Here is a 16799-nt window from a genome sequence, read left to right on the forward strand (position 1 = left end):
CCTCCTTGCGGGCTAGGTGACTGCGCCCGCGGTCTTGAGTTCGATGATGCGTTCCCAGTCCAGACCGAGTTCCAGGAGAATCTCCTCGGTCTGGGCAGCGAACTCGGGTGCCGGACCACTTTCGGGAGCGGCGACGTCGAACTGCACGGGATTGGATACGAGTTCGAGTTCCCCTGCCTTGATGAGGTACTCGTTCGCCCGGACCTGGGGGTCGCTCACCACTTGGAGGGAGTCCTGGATCGGTGCCCACGGCCCCGACAGGGTGCCGAAACGCTGGGTCCATTCGCTGAGCGGCTTGCTGCCGATCACCTCACGGAGGATCGCGACGGCCTCGGCGGTGTTCTCACCGATCGCCTCCGCATCCGCGAAGCGCGGATCGTCGATCAGGTCCGGCCGGTCGATGTGCCGGCACACGTCGGCCCAGAAGCGGCCGGGCTGGAGCATCACGAACGACACGTACCGGCCGTCGGCCGTCCCGTACACACCGGACAACGGGTTGCGCGGTGATCCGTGCCCGCCGGCCTTCGGTGCCTCCATGTGCACGCCGAGGTGCGCCGACAGTGCGATCGTGTGACCCATGGCCCACACGCCGCTGCTCAGAAGCGAGACGTCGACCACGGACGGCTCACCCGTTCGTTCACGCTTGAACAGCGCTGCGGCGATTCCTCCGGCGAGGTTGGTGCCGGAGATGGTGTCGCCGAACGCGGGCCCGGGAGGAGCGATCATCCCTTCCGTTCCGGCCGGGGTGAGGGTCGCGGCGACACCGGCACGGGCCCAGAAGGCCGTCATGTCGTAGCCACCCTTGTCGGATTCGATACCGCGAGGCCCGAGTGCACTGCCGCGCGCGTAGACGATCTTCGGGTTCACCGCACGAATGTCGTCGACATCGATGCTCAGCTTGGTACGTACCCTCGGCAGGAAACTCGTGAGGAAGACGTCGGCCCCGCGTACGAGTTCGAGCAGGACTTCACGGCCTTCGGGAATCGAGATATCCAGTCCGAGACTGCGCTTGCCGCGGTTGGCGTGCTCGACGTTCGGGTTCGGGTCGCCCTCGACTCGCATGGTGCCGGTCTGACGGAGACCGCGCTGCGGGTCGCCGGTGACCGCGTGCTCGATCTTGATGACGTCGGCGCCCCATTCGGCGAGCACCGCGCCCGCCGAGGGGACGAAGCCGTACATCGCGACCTCGACGACACGGACTCCTTCGAGCGGCCTCACTTGACCACCACCGAGAATGCCTTCAGCTGCTGGAACTCGGCCAGGCCCGCGGCGCCCATCTCGCGACCGATACCGGACTGCTTGTAACCGCCGAACGGGACGTCGGGGCTGAAGTAGTTGCCGCCGTTGACGCTGAAGGTGCCGGTCCGGATACGACGCCCGATGGCGATGCCTCGCTCGTCGTCCGCGCTGAGCACGCCACCCGAGAGGCCGTACTTGGAGTTGTTGGCGATCTCCACAGCATGATCGTCGTCGTCGAACGGGATGACGGCGAGGACCGGCCCGAAGACCTCTTCCTGCGCGATCTCGCTGTCGGGGTCCACATTTGCGAGCAGGGTGGGCTTGTAGAACCAGCCCGGATCCACCTTCTCGCCACCGGTGACGAGGGTCGCGCCCTCGTCGACGGCGCGCTTGACCATGGCGTCGATCTTTTCGCGCTGCTTCTCGCTGATGACCGGGCCCATGTAGATCTTCGGGTCCGACGGATCACCGAACGGCACGTGCTGCATGACACCGGCGACGTGCGCGACGATCTCGTCGTGCTTCGAGCGCGGCACGAGCAGGCGGGTGGTGAGGGCACAGCCCTGGCCCGCGTGCGAGCAGATGCTGAAGGCCGCGAACTGGGCGGCGGTGGGGATGTCCGCGTCGTCGAGCACGATGAGTGCCGATTTGCCGCCGAGTTCGAGGAAGACCCGCTTGAGGGAGTCGGCTGCTGCCGCCATGATCTTCTTGCCGACCGGCGTCGAGCCCGTGAAGGTGACCACGTCGACGTCCGGATGGGTGGTCATCAGTTCGCCGGGAGCGATCTGCGACGACGACAGGATGTTGACCACGCCCGCGGGGATGTCGGTGTGGTTGGCGATGACCTCGGCGAGTGCCTGCGTGACGAGCGGGGTGTCGGGGGCGCCCTTGAGCACCACCGTGCAGCCTGCGGCGAGCGCGGCCGGCAGCTTCGCCATCGCCAGCTGTGTCGGGTAGTTGTAGGCGACGATCGCCGCGACGACGCCGGCGGCTTCCTTCTCGACCCAGCGACGGTGGGGCTGTCCACGGAACTCGACCTCGCCGAGTTCTTCCGTGAACGGTGTGTTCCGGAGGAGTTCGGCGTAGTACTTCACGATCTCGATCGGGGCATCGAGCTGATTGCCGTGGGTCAGGATGCGCGGCGCACCCACCTCGGCGATGGTCAGCTCGCGCAGCTCCTCGACGTTGTCGCGCAGGGCTTGGTACAGCTGGTCGAGGCACTTGGCGCGGAATTCGACATCCGTCGACCACGTGGTCGTGTCGAATGCACGACGCGCCGCCTTGATCGCGGCTTCCGCTTCCTCCACCCCGGCATCGGGAGCATGACCGACGATGTCGCCGGTCGCGGGGTTGTAGGACGCGAACGTGCGATCGGTGGTGACCAGCTCGCCGTCGATGAGCAGGCGCTTCGTCACACCGTTCGAGGTTGCGTCGTCGGCCACAGCGGTCGACCCGTTGTCCTGCACTGACATTCCGTCTCCTCACATGGGTGAAAACATCATTCTCTTCAATGAGAATTATTCCCTCTGTGAGCGAGAACTCTAGCAACCGGTCAGCCGCGAAGATAGACCGAAAGTGATATGCGCCACGAACCCCACCTCGGATTCGCCGTCGTAGCGCCATTCGTCCGGCTCTTGCGACCTGCAATTGCGCGAGAGTATGGTTCTCGCATCCGGAAGGGAGATTCTTGTGATTCAGACTACAGCCCTCAGTCCGTCGCTGGGTGTAGAAGTGACCGGCTTGGACAGCCTCGACGACGACACCGTCGTTGCGCAGCTGCTCGAAGCACTCAAGTGGCGGGGGGTCCTGCTCATCCGCGGAGTCAACCTCGACGACGACGCCCAGTTGGCCTTCAGCCGCAAGCTCGGCAAGGTCGTGACACCGGCACCGGGACAGGAGATCTTCACCGTCTCGCTGGATCCGGCCAAGACTCCGTCGGCCGAGTACCTCAAGGGCACGTTCCACTGGCACATCGACGACACCACCAACGACGTGCCTGCCAAAGCCACCACGCTCACGGCCCGGCACGTGGCGATGGTGGGCGGGGGCACCGCATTCGCCAGCACCTACGCGGCGTACGAGAATCTTCCGGAGCAGGAGAAGAAGCGCTACGAGGGCCTGCGCGTCGTGCACAGCTTCGAAGCTGCTCAGCGTCTCGTCCATCCGGACCCGCCGGAAGAGATGGTCGCCCGGTGGCGCGCACTGCCACCCCATGAGTCCTCACTGGTGTGGGAGCGACGGGACGGCCGGCGGTCGCTGGTCATCGGAGCCACCGCCGATCACATCGTCGGGATGCGCCCCGAGGAAAGCCGCGAACTCCTCGACGAATTGCTCGCGTGGACGACGCAGGAACGCTTCTGTTATTCGCACGAATGGGCCGTCGGTGACCTCGTGGTGTGGGACAACACCGGAATGCTGCATCGCGCCCTTCCCTATGATCCGGCGTCCGAGCGCCTGATGCGCCGCACCACCATCGTCGGGGACGAGGCATGGGCATGAGGACCGCAGTCGTCACCGGAGGCAGTTCCGGAATCGGGCGCGCCATCGCCGAACGCTTGCGCAAGGACGGACACCGGGTCGCCGTACTCGATCTCAATCCCACCGGGGACGAGTTCGAATACAAGGTCGACGTGTCCGACCGTGAGCAGGTAGAGGCCGCGTTCGCCGAGATCCGCGCGGAACTCGGCCCCGTCACGATCCTCGTCAACGGGGCGGGACTCGAGCTGTACAAGCGCTTTCAGAACATCGACTACGACACCTGGCAGAAGGTCGTCGCGGTGAACCTCGGAGGCGTGTTCCACTGCGTCCAGGCCGCCCTGCCCGACATGATCGAGGCCGGCTGGGGACGCATCGTCAACATCTCGTCGTCGAGCGCACAGTCGGGCCAGCAGTTCATGTCCGCCTATGTCTCGTCCAAGGCCGCCGTCAACGGTCTGACCAAATCGCTCGCCCTCGAGTACGGCCCGAGCGGCATCACCGTCAATGCCGTACCGCCGGGCTTCGTCGACACCCCGATGCTCCGGCGCTCCGAAGCAAAGGGACTGCTCGGCGGAACCGTCGAAGACCACATCCAGCGCACCCCTGTCCGGCGGGCAGGACGCCCCGAAGACATCGCCGCCGCGTGTTCCTTCCTGATCTCCGAAGAAGCCGGCTACATCACCGGTCAGATCCTCGGGGTCAACGGCGGACGCAACACCTAGAACCGCTCCGGCCCCGCGAGGTGCCGGTTCCACTCGACCGGAAACCTCCGGCCGAAACCCCGTCGAAAGGACATCTCGTGGGACGTGTTGAAGGCAAGGTCGCGTTTATCACCGGCGCAGCTCGTGGTCAAGGTCGTAGTCACGCAGTCAAACTCGCATCCGAAGGCGCCGACATCATCGCCGTCGACATCTGCCGGAACATCGATTCGATGGGGTACGCCATGGCGACCCCGGAAGATCTCGAAGAGACCGTCCGGCTCGTCGAGAAGGAAGGCCGGCGCATCGTCGCCGTCCAGGCCGACGTGCGTGAGGCCGCGCAGGTGAAAGCCGCCCTGGAGCAGGGGCTGGCCGAATTCGGCAAGGTCGACATCGTCGTCGCGCAGGCCGGCGTCGCCGGCATGAAGGGCGAGCCGCAGACCCAGGCGTGGGCCGATGTCGTCGACACCAACCTGGTCGGCACGCTCAACGCGATCCACGCCGCGCTTCCGCATCTCGCCGAGGGCGGCTCCATCATCGCCACCGGTTCCACCGCCGCCCTGATGGACGTGTCCAAGGTCGACGTCCCCGGCAAGGATCTCGGCGGCGTCGCCTACGTCTTCTCCAAGCGTGCCATCGCACAGCTGGTTCACGAACTCGCGACCCATCTGGCACCCCGCAAGATCCGCGTCAACGCACTGCATCCCACGAACTGCAACACCGAGATGCTGCAGAGCGAGCCCATGTACCGGTCGTTCCGCCCGGACCTCGAGCACCCGACCCGCGCGGACGCCGAGCCTGTCTTCGGTGTCCAGCAGGCCATGCCGATTCCGTACATCGAGCCCGAAGACTCCAGCAATATGGTGCTCTTCCTTGCGTCCGACGAGTCGCGCTACGTCACGGGCATGCAGATGCGCGTCGACGGTGGCGGGTACCTGAAGTGGTACGACTTCCACATCTGACCGTCACAGTGCGCGGGACTTTCCCGGGTGGTCGTGGGAATATCCGGGCGCCAACCAATTTCAACCTCAACCGGGAGGAAATATCGTGAAGGTGAAGGTCGATCCCGAGCGCTGCCAAGGACACACCCTGTGCGCCATGGCGGCACCGGAGGTATTCGAACTGAGTGAAATCGACGGGCACGCCACAGCCGTCGTGGAGGAAGTACCCGCCCACCTCGAGGAGGCCGTGCGGGAAGCCGCGCGGTCCTGCCCCGAGCAGGCCGTCCAGATCTCCTGACCATCAGCGTTTCGAACAGCCCGTCCATCGAAGCGTCAGAGAGGAAACCATGAGTGTCGACGACGTCGTTGCCGACAATTCCCACCGGACCCCGGTCTTCAATTTCGACCGGCACGCCGCCGACTACCGCGAGAATTTCCTGCCGATCACGGAGGAAATGCAGTCGAAATGCCCTATGGCATGGTCGGACACCCACGGAGGCCACTGGGTCGCCGCGGGTAGCGACGAGGTGTTCAACATCGTCCGTTCGCCCAACGTCTCGAACGACCACGACATCAAGGGCGTTCGTCGCGGTTACAAGGGCATCATGATCCCCACAGCCGAGCGCGCATCCGGCGTGCGCGGCGGAATTCTCGAAATGGACGACCCGGAGCACCGCGAATTCCGGGCGCTCCTCAACCCGTATCTCTCCCCCGCTGCGATCCAGAAGTGGATTCCGATCATCGACGAGGTCGTGCAGGCCAGCCTCGACGAGAAGATCGAGAGTGGGCGAATCGATTTCGTCGACGACCTCGCGAACATCGTGCCGGCGGTCATCACCCTGGCCATGCTCGGTATCCCGATCAAGAAGTGGGAGGTGTACTGCGAGCCGGTCCACGCGGCGATCTACACCCCGCCGGATTCCCCCGATATCGCGCGTATCGGCGAGCTTCACCGCACCATGGGTATCGACCTGCTCACCAATCTCTTCGAGATCCGGGAGAACCCGCGCCCGGGTCTGATCAACGCGATCGCCGACGTCGAGGTGCTCGGGGAGAAGCCCGACGACATGGAGTTGCTGGGCATCCTCAGCCTCCTCATCGGCGGCGGCTTCGACACCACCACGGCACTGACCGCACACGCGCTCGAATGGCTGGGTGAGAACCCCGACGAGCGGACGCGTCTCAGCGACGAGCGTGACGCCCTGCTCGACAGCGCCACCGAAGAGTTCCTGCGTTACTTCACCCCCACCCCCGGTGACGGACGCACCTTCTCCACCGACTGCGAGTTCAGCGGCACGCAGGTCCGCGAAGGGGAACGAATCTGGCTGTCGTGGGCGATGGCCAACCGCGATCCCGCACTGTTCGATGAACCGAACACCGTCGATCTCGAGCGTAAGGGCAATCGCCACTTCAGCTTCGGGCTCGGGGTGCACCGGTGCATCGGGTCGAATCTGGCTCGCACGGTGTTCAAGCGGATGCTGGTCGCGGTGTTCGATCGCATGCCGGATTACACGTGCGATCCGGAAGGCACCGTGCACTACGACTCGATCGGAGTCATCCAGGGCATGCGGCACCTGCCCGCAACGTTCACACCGGGCAAGCGGATCGGTCCCGGCCTCGACGCGACCCTGGAAAAGCTGCAAGTCCTGATCGACGAACAGGGACTCGCGGCACCCATCACGGCAAAGAAGTAAGGATCCTCGGGTAAGTGGCTGACACAGCGGTGGTCGATCAGGAATCAGGGAACGCAGGGACACGGGACACGCCGGCGAAAGCCTCCGGACGTCCCCTCCCCCAGCTGACCCTGGAAAACAAGTTCTTCTGGAAATCAGGCGCGGACGGCCTGCTGCGGATACAGGAATGCGAGTCGTGCTCGGCTCTCATCCATCCTCCTCAGCCGATCTGCCGCTACTGCCGGGGGAAACAGATGGGGGTGCGCGTCGTATCGGGTAACGCCACACTCATCGGATTCACGGTCAACCACCGCTTCGGTCTGCCCGGCCTCCCTACGCCCTTTGTCATCGCACAGGTCGCACTGGAAGAAGACCCCCGGGTGCGGCTCACGACCAACACGGTGGAATGCGATGCCGAGCAACTCGAGCTCGGTATGCGCATGGAAGTCGTGTTCGAAGCCGACGGCGACGTCTGGCTTCCGTTCTTCCGCCCGGTAGCGGAGCAGGGTTCCCCTGCTCCCCTGCCGACGGACGAGATCGAACCGGACCAGATCCGGTTCCACATCCGGCCCCCTGTCACTCAGGACAAGTTCGAGGACAAAGTCGCCATCACCGGTGTCGGCATGTCCGGCATCGGACGCCGCATGATGGTCAATCCGATCGCCCTCACCATCGAGGCCTGTGAACGCGCCGTGGCCGACGCCGGGCTGACGATGGACGACATCGACGGCCTGTCGACCTACCCCGGTGCCGGCCCCCTGGTCGGATTCGGCGAAGGCGGCATCGGTGCGCTCGAGTCCGCGCTCGGCCTGCGCCCCACCTGGTTCAACGGCGGGCTCGAAACCCCCGGTCCCAGCGGCTCGGTGATCGCCGCGATGCTCGCGGTGGCGAGCGGGCTCGCACGCCACGTGCTCTGCTACCGGACGTTGTGGGAGTCGACCTACAGCGAAATGATGCGCTCGGGCGACATCACCCCGTCCGGTGGACGCACCACGAGCTGGATGATGCCGTTCGGTGCAAGCTCCGCGGCGCACACGCTCGCCCAGAACGCCCAGCGGCATTTCCATCGCTACGGGACGACGCGCGAGACCCTCGGCTGGATCGCATTGAACCAGCGGGCAAACGCTGCACTCAACCCGACCGCGATCTACCGCGACCCGATGACCATGGACGACTACCTGTCCGCGCGCCCGGTCACCACGCCCTTCGGGCTCTACGACTGCGACGTCCCGTGCGACGGCGCCGTCGCGGTCATCGTCTCCGCGGCCGAAACGACGAGCGATCTCGCCCGTCCCGCCATCCGCGTCGAAGCGGTCGGGACCCAGATCGTCGAGCGCATCGAGTGGGATCAGAGCACTCTCACGCACGAGCCGCAGGTCCTCGGGCCGGCAGCGCATCTGTGGACACGCACGTCGCTCCGTCCGGAAGACGTCGACGTCGCCCAGTTGTACGACGGATTCAGCTTCAACGCCCTGTCCTGGATCGAAGCACTGGGCTTCTGCGGGATCGGCGAAGCGAAGGACTTCCTCGACGGAGGAAAGAACATCGCGCGCGACGGCATCCTCCCCCTCAACACACACGGCGGTCAGCTCTCGCACGGCCGCACCCACGGCATGGGCCTCGTCCACGAAGCGGTCACACAGTTGCGCGGCGAAGCGGGCGACCGCCAGGTTCGCGATGCGCGTGTCGCCGTCGTCAGCAGCGGCGGGCTCACCCCGGGCAGCGCGATGCTGCTCCGGAGCGAGTCGTGATGGCCGCTCACCCCCACACCTCACCGATCGAGGAGGCCCGCGTCGACGGCGCGGGAGGCGTCTCACCCGTCTCTCGCGTCGTCGATGTCGAGGGCATCCCGATGTCCGGCCTGATCATGGAGGCGGATGCACCGCGCGCCGTGATCGTCGCGCTGCACGGTGGTGCCGCCCAGTCCGTGTACTGGGATTGCCCCGACCACCCGGAGCTGTCGCTGATGCGAGAGGCGGTGGCGCAGGGATTCACCGTGCTGGCGCTCGACCGTCCGGGTTACGGGTCCTCGCGCCCGCATCACGAGGACATGACCGAACCCGCTCGTCGGGTCGAACTTGCGTACGCAGCGATCGACGCTTTCCTCGGCTCGGGATCGCGCGGTGCCGGTGTGTTCCTCTGGGGGCATTCCGTCGGAAGCGAGTTGACGATGCGGATGGCCGTGGACGATCGCAACGGCGACATCCTCGGTCTCGAACTGTCGGGCACCGGCCGCGAGCATCACGCGCTCGCGGCCGACATCTTCGGCACCAAGGATCGGTACGCGAACGCCCGCGGCGTCGGCGAACTGCTTTGGACCCCGGCCGATCTCTACCCGGCCGACATCATCGGCGGCGCGAAGATCGCGTCGTCCACCCCGGCGTACGAGGGGGTCGTGACGGCGTCCTGGCCCAAGCAGAATTTCCCCGCGCTCGCTGCAAAGGTTCGAGTACCGGTGCACTTCACCGCGGCCGAGCACGAAAAGGTATGGCGCAACGACCCGTCCGCTCTCGACGACGTTGCCGCGATGTTCACGGAGGCACCCCGCGTACAGGTTCAGGTGGAACCGTCGGGTGGGCACAACCTGAGCATCGGTTACGCCGCGCCCGCCTACCACCGTCGCGTGATCTCGTTCCTCGAGGAGTGCATCGAGTACCGCACCCGGCCGGCGGATTTCAGGTCATGACCACCACGAACGGTAAGGAGGTTCGGTGATGCGTGTCGGATTCATCGGGCTCGGAAGTCAAGGCGGGCCGATGGCCCGCCGAATCGTCGAAGCAGGTTTCGAGACCACACTGTGGGCTCGTCGGCCCGCGTCCCTCGAACCGTACGCCGACACCGCCGCCACCTACGCCGAGTCACCCGCGAAACTCGCAGCGGTGAGCGACCTGGTGTGCCTGTGCGTGGTCGGTGACGACGACGTCCGTCAGATCGTCGCCGGAGAGAACGGACTCCTCGAAGGACTCCGTGAGGGCGCCGTCATCGCGATCCACAGCACGATCCACCCGGATACGTGCAGGGAACTCGCCGAGATCGCCGGCACACACGGCGTCTCGATCGTCGACGCGCCGGTCAGCGGCGGCGGAATGGGCGCGGCCGCAGGCACTCTGCTCGTCATGGTCGGGGGCGATCCCGAGATCGTCGAGAAGTGCCGTCCGGTTTTCTCGACCTACGGCAACCCCGTCGTGCATCTCGGCGAGTTGGGGGCCGGCCAGGTGACCAAGCTTCTCAACAACCTGTTGTTCACCGCGAACCTGTCCGCCGCGGCAAGCACCCTCGAACTCGGTGCGGCCCTCGGCATCGACTCGGCACGCCTGGGTGAGGTCGTCGCGAACGGCACCGCGAACAGCTTCGCCCTCGGACGTGTCGTGTCGGCCGGAGGAACACTCGACCGTATCGCACAGCACGCGGGTGAACTTCTGCGTAAGGACGTGCGGCACATCGCAGAGATCGCCGACACAGCCGGCGTCAACCCCGGCGCCGCGCTGACCGCAGCCGACGCGACCCTCGAGATGATGGAGTACCCGCGGTGACCACAGTGCATTTCGTCGGCGCGGGCCGCATGGGCCTGCCCATGGTGCAACGCCTCGTCTCGAACGGCCACGACGTGCGGGCGCTGGCGCGCAACGAGGAGACCCGATCGGCTCTCGAGTCGGCCGGAGCACGCCCGGCGGCCGATATCTCCGAAATCGGCGACGGCGCCGACATCGTCGCGGTCTGCGTCTTCACCGACGCCCAGGTCCGGCAGGTGTGCCTCGACGACGGGGTACTCGCGCGTATGCCGCGGGGCTCGACCCTGATCGTCCACACGACGATCAGCCCTCGTTCCATCGAGACGTTGACCGCCGAGGCGGAACCCTACGGGGTGTCGGTGGTCGACGCTGCGGTCAGCGGCGGACCGCACGACATCGCGGCCGGTGCGCTGACGTTGTTCGTCGGTGGCGCGGACGAGGCCGTGTCTGCCGTGACGCCGGTGCTGAAGAGTTATGGAGACCCGGTCATCCACGTCGGATCCAGCGGCAGCGGCCAGCGGGTCAAGCTGGTCAACAATGCCTTGTTCGCGGCGGAGATCGGTCTGATGGCGGAGGCGGCCGAACTCGGCCGCCGGCTCGGCCTCGACGAGAAATCGCTCTTCGAGGCACTTCCGCACGCGAGTTCGTCGTGCAAAGTCATGGGCAACATCGCGATGCGCGGTTCCGTCGCGGAGTTCCGCAGCGCTGTCGGCGAGTTCCTCTCGAAAGACATTGCTGTGGTGCGTGCGACCGTCGCCGAACTCGGAGCCGACCTGGGCGTGCTCGACACCGCGATCGACGCGCGTACGTAATTCGCGGCACCGGACGCCGGGGCGACGCACTCGGTGCGTAGCCCCGGCGTCTGCCTCCCGGTCAGACGACCTGGGATTCGCGACCCGCCCAGTACCCGTCGCGCAGTCGGCGCTTGTACAACTTGCCGTTCGGGTCACGTGGAAGCTCCGTGACGAAGTCGACCGTGCGAGGGCATTTGAAGGAGGCCAGCTCGTCACGGCAGAAGTCGATGAGCTCGGACTCGAGCTCCGGGCCTGCCGACGCCGGATCTGCAAGCTGGACCACAGCTTTGACGGCTTCTCCCATCTCGTCGTCCGGAACGCCGATCACGGCGGCGTCGACCACCGCGGGGTGACCGACGAGCAGGTTCTCGGTCTCCTGCGGATAGATGTTCACTCCTCCCGAGATGATCATGAACGCCTGGCGATCGGTGAGGTAGAGATAACCCTCGGCGTCGAGATATCCCATGTCGCCCAGGGTTCGCCAGCCCTTGTCGTTGGTGATGGACGCGGTTTTCTCGGGATCGTTGTGGTACTCGAACGCTCGACCGCCCGCGAAGTACACCACCCCTACCTCCCCCGGCGGAAGCTCATGGCCGTCGTCGCCCACGATGTGGCACTCCTGCATCGGCCGGCCCACCGAACCGGGGTGTGACAACCACTCTTCGGGAGAGATCGCCGACGCGCCCACATCCTCTGTACCCGAGTAGTACTCGTGGATGATCGGTCCCCACCACTGCATCATCCGCTGCTTGATCGCCACGGGGCAGGGAGCAGCACCGTGGACGACCTCCCGCAGGCTCGACGTGTCGTACCGAGCGCGGACGTCGTCGGGCAGTTTGAGCAACCGCACGAACATGGTGGGGACGAACTGCGCGTCCGTGACCCGATACTTCTCGATCAACTCGAGACACGTGCGTGCATCAAAGTTGTCCATCACCACGACAGTGCCGCCGAGCCGATGCCAGGACATCGAGAACACCAGTGGCGAAGCATGATACAGCGGAGCGGGCGAGAGATAGACGACATCCTGACGCGGTCCGTTGCGCAGCAGACCGCGGGCGATGAGAACAGGTGCGCACGAAGGATCACCGAGTGGCGTGCCCGGCCACGGTTTGCGCACACCCTTCGGAAAGCCCGTGGTGCCACCCGAGTACAGCATCTCCCGGCCCTCGACTTCACCGTCGAGGGGTTCCGCCGATTCGCTGCGAAGCACGTCGTCATAGTTTTCGAATCCCCGGATCGACCCGTTCGCCGAGACCCGCACCCGAACTCCGCTGAGGTCGAGACTTTCGATCACCTCCGACATACCTTCGCTGCTGACGAGGGCGACGGCACCGCAGTCGCTCAGCACGTGCTGGACCTCACCGGCCCTGAAATGCCGGTTGATCGCCGTGTAGTACAGGCCCGACCTCTGCGCTGCCCAGCAGATCTCGAGGAACGGACGGTTGTTCTCCATGAGGATTGCGATGTGGTCGCCGGGGCGCAGTCCCCGGGATCGGAGTGCTCGCGCGAACCGGATCGAACGCTCCTCGAGTTGCGCGTAGGTCACCGTCTCTCCGCTGGACGCCATGACGATCGCGGGCCGGTCCGGGGTGGCGCGTGCGTGGGTGCTCGGTATCAGAAGTTCCTGTGTTTCGGTCACGAACTCTCGCCTTCTTCGTCGACCGCCGGCCCCCGCCGACGAAACGGAAACATTGTTCTCACACACTAGAACTTTGTTCTTGCTCTAGGTAGGTTCGAATTCACGGGTTCCGGTTTTCCTGAACCGACGCGAAAAGCAGGGATGTTCATATGGACGGATTGAAGGGCAAAGTCGTATTGATTGCCGGTGCCGCAACCGGACTCGGCGCCGACTCCGCGCATCGTCTCGCCAGGGAAGGTGCCCGGGTCGTCGTCGGCGACATCGATTCGGATGGAGCCGAGCGGACCGCCGCCTCCATCCGCGCAACGGGCGGTGAGGCGACCGCGGTGCAATTCGACATCTCCGACGACGATTCCGTGCGAGCCCTCGTGGCGTCGACGGTGGACGGTTACGGCGGACTCGACGCGGTCCACATCAATGCCGGCGACATGTCCGCCGTCACCAAGGATTCCGACGTGGTGAGCATCGACCTCGACGTGTGGGACCGCACGATCGCCGTCAATCTGCGGGGCCACATGCTCGTCACGCGGCACACCGTCCCACTGCTGCTCGAGCGTGGAGGTGGCGCCATCGTCTATACCTCGTCGATCGCCTCGTTCACCGGCGATCCGCAACGGCCCGCATACTCTGCGACGAAGGCGGGAATCAACGCTCTCGCACGCCATGTCGCGTCGCGGTGGGGGCGCGAAGGCATTCGCGCCAACGCGGTGACCCCCGGCCTGATCCTGACCGACGAGATCCGGGAAGGCGCACCGCCCGAGCTCCTCGCCGGAATGCTCGCGCGCACGCGCAGCACCCGTCTCGGGGAAGCCGCCGACGTGTCGAGCATGGTCGCGTATCTGATGTCCGACGACGGCTCCTGGATCAACGGGCAGGTTGTCAACGTGGACGGCGGAACCGTCCTGCGTTGACGACCTACTCCGTGTCCGTGGTGCGTCAGCTCTGCTCGGCCGCAGCGTCTTCCAGCGAAACGCCGTGTGCCTGTTCGAGGTAACGCACCACCGCGGTCTGGTCCGCTCCCGGCTCGAGGGCATCGACCGCCGCATCCCAGACTCGCCCGATGGCTTCTCCCAGCACCGGTTCGATCCCCTGGTCGTGCGCCAGATCGAGCGCGATGCCGATATCCTTGCGCATCAACGCGGCGGCGAATCCGGAATCGAAGGTGCGTGACAGCACGAACTTCTCGTACTTCGTCTCGGTGGCCTGATTGCGGCCGCTCCCCGCGTTGAGCACCGCGAGAAGGGTTTCCGGCGCGATGCCGAACTTCCTGCCCACGAGCAAGGCTTCGGCCGCGACGAGGACATTGTTCGCGGCCAGCAGGTTGTTGAGCGCCTTGGCCGCATGTCCCGAACCGACCGCACCGACGTGGATGATCTCCTGTCCGGTCTCCTGCAACAACGGGCGGACCCTGTCGACGACTGCGGTGTCACCACCGACCATCACCGCGAGGGCGGCCTGTTCGGCTTTCGCCACCCCGCCGCTGACGGGGGCGTCGACGACCGAGATCCCCTTCTCGTCGGCGATCCGGGCGAGACGTTGTGTGCGCGTAGGCACGCTCGACCCCATATCGATCAGCACAGCACCCGGGCGGAGATGCGCCAGCAGTCCGTCGTCACCCAGCACGACGGAGTCCACGATGTCGCTGGTCGGCAGGACCAGGACCACGGCATCGCAGTCGGCGAACTCTGCGAATCCGGCGGCACCGGTGACCCCGGAATGCTCGTCGACGAACCGCTGCTGAGAATCGGTGTCGGCGTCGCGCACCACCAGGGGCCGGGCACTGCGCGCAAAGTTGCGTGCGATCGGGCGGCCCATCGCGCCCAGACCGACGTGCCCCAGGCGGCGTACCGACGTCGCACTCACGCTCCCGCCTCCTCGGAGGGGGAGATGCCGGACTCCGCTGCGTCGAGCGGTCCCAGTTGTTCCACGAGTGTCGCCTGGACGACCCGCATCGCGGCGAGTCCCGCCGGCGCACCGACATACGCGGTGGCGTGGAGGACCGCCTCGGATATCTCCTTACGGGTCAGCCCGTTCCGGAGTCCCGCGCGCACATGGGTCGCAAGTTCGGTGTGCTGCCCGAGCGCGATGAGCAGTGACACCGTGACGAGGGATCGGTCGCGCCGTCCCAAGCCGTCCCGGGTCCACACGCCGCCCCAGACGAATTCGCTGACGTAGCCCTGGAGTGCTTCGCCGTCCGTACCTGCGTTGCGGGTCAGCGCCGCGTCGACATACTCGTCGCCCAGCACATCCCTGCGTTCGGTGAGACCGGCGTTGTACACCGTGTCGTGCGCTGCGGCGACGCCGCTCTGCACGGTAGTGACCTCTGGAGACATCGGTGATCCCTTCGTGGCCGGCGCCTTCACAGCCGGGCCGAATCGAGTTTGACGGTGACGCATTTGACCTGGCCGTAGTGGTGGAGCGCTTCCACGCCCTTTTCCCGGCCGTACCCGCTGTGCTTCCAGCCTCCGAACGGTGTCTGTACGGACCCTGTCGACCATGTGTTGACGAAGACCTGGCCGGTGCGCAGGCGCCCGCTGACGGTGAGGGCACGCGAAATGTCTCTCGTCCACACGCCCGCGACCAACCCGTAGTCGGAGTCGTCGGCGATCGCGATCGCGTCGTCCGCCGTGTCGAACGGGATGACCACGACCACCGGACCGAAGATCTCTTCCCGGGCGATGCGCATCGCGTTGTGCACTCCGCTGTACACGGTGGGGTCGATGTAGAAGCCGCCGGATTCGGCGGCGAACGCCGACACCGTGCCGCCGGTTTCTACACGCGCACCCTCCGATTCGGCGATCTTGAAGTATTCCTGCACCTTCTCGAACTGGTCACGAGTGATGAGGGGGCCCATGTCGTGGCCGACGCGGATGCGGGACACCGCGTCCACCAGTCGGGTCACCACCTCGTCGTGCACGTTGCGCTGCACGAGAAGGCGGGTGCCGGCCGAGCACACCTGCCCCGCGTTCGCGGTGAAGCCCTGCACGGCTCCCGCCACCGCCGCGTCGAGGTCGGCGTCGGCGAACACGATGTTCGCGGATTTGCCGCCCAATTCGAGTGTGGCCGGGATGACACGGTCGGCCGCGATACCGGCGATCACGCGTCCGGTGGGCACCGAACCGGTGAAGGCAACCTTGGCGACGTCCGGGTGATGGACGAGTGCCGCCCCGGCTTCTGCTCCCGTACCGAGCACCACGGTGAAGGTGCCCTCGGGAAAGCCCACATCGGTGGCCAACTGTGCGAGCCGCACGCTGGACGCGGAGGTGTTCTCGGAAGGCTTGACGACCACCGTGTTTCCCGCCGCCAGGGCGGGAGCGCACGCGCGTGCGGACTGGTTGAGCGGAAGGTTCCACGGCGTGATCACGCCGATCACGCCGAACGGCTCACGAATGGTGAACACGTGCTGGTCGGGTGCCACATCCAGGGTTTCGCCCGCAGGCATGCCGACGAGCCCGCCGTAGAACTCGAAGTAGGTCGCGGAATTCTCCACCTCCGCGAGGGCGACCTTCTCCGGCTTTCCGGTTTCGCTGATCTCGAGTGCCGCGAGGACGGACGCGTCGGCCCGCATCGCGCGGGCGAGGTCGACGAGGAGCCGCCCACGGCCGAGCGCGGGAATGGCGAGCCACTGCGCAGTCGCCTTCACGGCGGCCCGCACGGCTGCGTCCACGTCGGCGGCATCACCTCGCGCGACCTTCCGTACGGTCCGGCCGGTCGCGGGATCGGTGACCGCGAGGTACTCACCGCCGGCGGGTGGTACTGCCGCGCCGCCGATCCAATGGTCGAGCGTCTCCATGATGTTGCCTTCCGGGAGTTGTCGAAGAA

General features: G+C 66.0%; 16 protein-coding genes. 10 read left to right on the top strand and 6 right to left on the bottom strand.

Annotated features, from left to right (window positions below):
- Positions 1-12: 12 nt before the first annotated feature.
- Positions 13-1218 (bottom strand): CaiB/BaiF CoA transferase family protein, encoded by a 1206-nt coding sequence (locus ACFWU2_RS12550; protein WP_378606135.1) that lies wholly within the window; start codon positions 1216-1218, stop codon positions 13-15.
- Entirely contained in the window at positions 1215-2711 is a 1497-nt protein-coding gene (locus tag ACFWU2_RS12555) for an aldehyde dehydrogenase family protein (protein WP_378606138.1), read from the bottom strand. Before ACFWU2_RS12555 ends, ACFWU2_RS12550 begins: the two co-directional genes overlap by 4 nt.
- A gap of 217 nt (positions 2712-2928) precedes the next feature.
- On the opposite strand from ACFWU2_RS12555, the gene ACFWU2_RS12560 reads away from it, so the two are divergent.
- From ACFWU2_RS12560 to ACFWU2_RS12600, 9 genes are all read left to right on the top strand, one after another.
- Positions 2929-3738, top strand: a complete 810-nt coding sequence (locus ACFWU2_RS12560) for a TauD/TfdA dioxygenase family protein (protein ID WP_378606141.1) — start codon at positions 2929-2931, stop codon at positions 3736-3738.
- A complete protein-coding gene (locus tag ACFWU2_RS12565) occupies positions 3735-4439 on the top strand; it encodes an SDR family NAD(P)-dependent oxidoreductase (RefSeq protein WP_378606144.1) in 705 nt (234 codons plus the stop codon). The genes ACFWU2_RS12560 and ACFWU2_RS12565 overlap by 4 nt, the downstream gene beginning before the upstream one ends.
- A 77-nt stretch (positions 4440-4516) precedes the next feature.
- A complete protein-coding gene (locus ACFWU2_RS12570) occupies positions 4517-5377 on the top strand; it encodes a mycofactocin-coupled SDR family oxidoreductase (RefSeq protein ID WP_169651533.1) in 861 nt (286 codons plus the stop codon).
- Between the two features lie 85 nt (positions 5378-5462).
- Entirely contained in the window at positions 5463-5654 is a 192-nt protein-coding gene (locus ACFWU2_RS12575; protein ID WP_378606147.1) for a ferredoxin, read from the top strand.
- A 49-nt stretch (positions 5655-5703) separates the two neighbouring features.
- Complete coding sequence (locus ACFWU2_RS12580; protein WP_378606150.1) at positions 5704-7050, top strand: cytochrome P450; 1347 nt, start codon at positions 5704-5706, stop codon at positions 7048-7050.
- Between the two features lie 29 nt (positions 7051-7079).
- Positions 7080-8780 (top strand): OB-fold domain-containing protein, encoded by a 1701-nt coding sequence (locus ACFWU2_RS12585; protein ID WP_378606291.1) that lies wholly within the window; start codon positions 7080-7082, stop codon positions 8778-8780.
- On the top strand, positions 8780-9715 hold the full coding sequence (locus ACFWU2_RS12590; protein ID WP_378606153.1) for an alpha/beta hydrolase: 936 nt from the start codon (positions 8780-8782) through the stop codon (positions 9713-9715). The genes ACFWU2_RS12585 and ACFWU2_RS12590 overlap by 1 nt, the downstream gene beginning before the upstream one ends.
- 28 nt (positions 9716-9743) lie before the next feature.
- Complete coding sequence (locus ACFWU2_RS12595) at positions 9744-10562, top strand: NAD(P)-dependent oxidoreductase (RefSeq protein ID WP_378606156.1); 819 nt, start codon at positions 9744-9746, stop codon at positions 10560-10562.
- The gene (locus tag ACFWU2_RS12600; RefSeq protein ID WP_378606159.1) at positions 10559-11353 is read left to right on the top strand and encodes an NAD(P)-dependent oxidoreductase; all 795 of its coding nucleotides are present in this window, start codon (positions 10559-10561) and stop codon (positions 11351-11353) included. Before ACFWU2_RS12595 ends, ACFWU2_RS12600 begins: the two co-directional genes overlap by 4 nt.
- A gap of 61 nt (positions 11354-11414) precedes the next feature.
- Here the strand turns inward: ACFWU2_RS12600 and ACFWU2_RS12605 are convergent, their stop codons facing one another.
- Entirely contained in the window at positions 11415-12977 is a 1563-nt protein-coding gene (locus tag ACFWU2_RS12605; RefSeq protein ID WP_378606162.1) for an acyl-CoA synthetase, read from the bottom strand.
- A gap of 149 nt (positions 12978-13126) precedes the next feature.
- Here ACFWU2_RS12605 and ACFWU2_RS12610 point away from each other — a divergent pair, with 149 nt between their 5' ends.
- Complete coding sequence (locus tag ACFWU2_RS12610) at positions 13127-13888, top strand: SDR family NAD(P)-dependent oxidoreductase (protein ID WP_378606165.1); 762 nt, start codon at positions 13127-13129, stop codon at positions 13886-13888.
- A 25-nt stretch (positions 13889-13913) separates the two neighbouring features.
- Here the strand turns inward: ACFWU2_RS12610 and ACFWU2_RS12615 are convergent, their stop codons facing one another.
- Genes ACFWU2_RS12615 through ACFWU2_RS12625 form a run of 3 tightly spaced genes read right to left on the bottom strand, consistent with a single transcriptional unit; the run spans position 13914 to position 16770 of the window.
- Positions 13914-14840: an NAD(P)-dependent oxidoreductase gene (locus ACFWU2_RS12615; RefSeq protein WP_378606168.1), complete on the bottom strand. Its 927-nt coding sequence runs from the start codon at positions 14838-14840 to the stop codon at positions 13914-13916.
- Positions 14837-15310, bottom strand: coding sequence for a carboxymuconolactone decarboxylase family protein (locus ACFWU2_RS12620; protein ID WP_378606171.1), 474 nt, complete (start codon positions 15308-15310; stop codon positions 14837-14839). The genes ACFWU2_RS12615 and ACFWU2_RS12620 overlap by 4 nt, the downstream gene beginning before the upstream one ends.
- 26 nt (positions 15311-15336) lie before the next feature.
- A complete protein-coding gene (locus ACFWU2_RS12625) occupies positions 15337-16770 on the bottom strand; it encodes an aldehyde dehydrogenase family protein (RefSeq protein WP_378606174.1) in 1434 nt (477 codons plus the stop codon).
- Between the last annotated feature and the right edge of the window lie 29 nt (positions 16771-16799).

Source organism: Rhodococcus sp. NPDC058639 (assembly GCF_042717545.1).
GTDB lineage: Bacteria > Actinomycetota > Actinomycetes > Mycobacteriales > Mycobacteriaceae > Rhodococcus.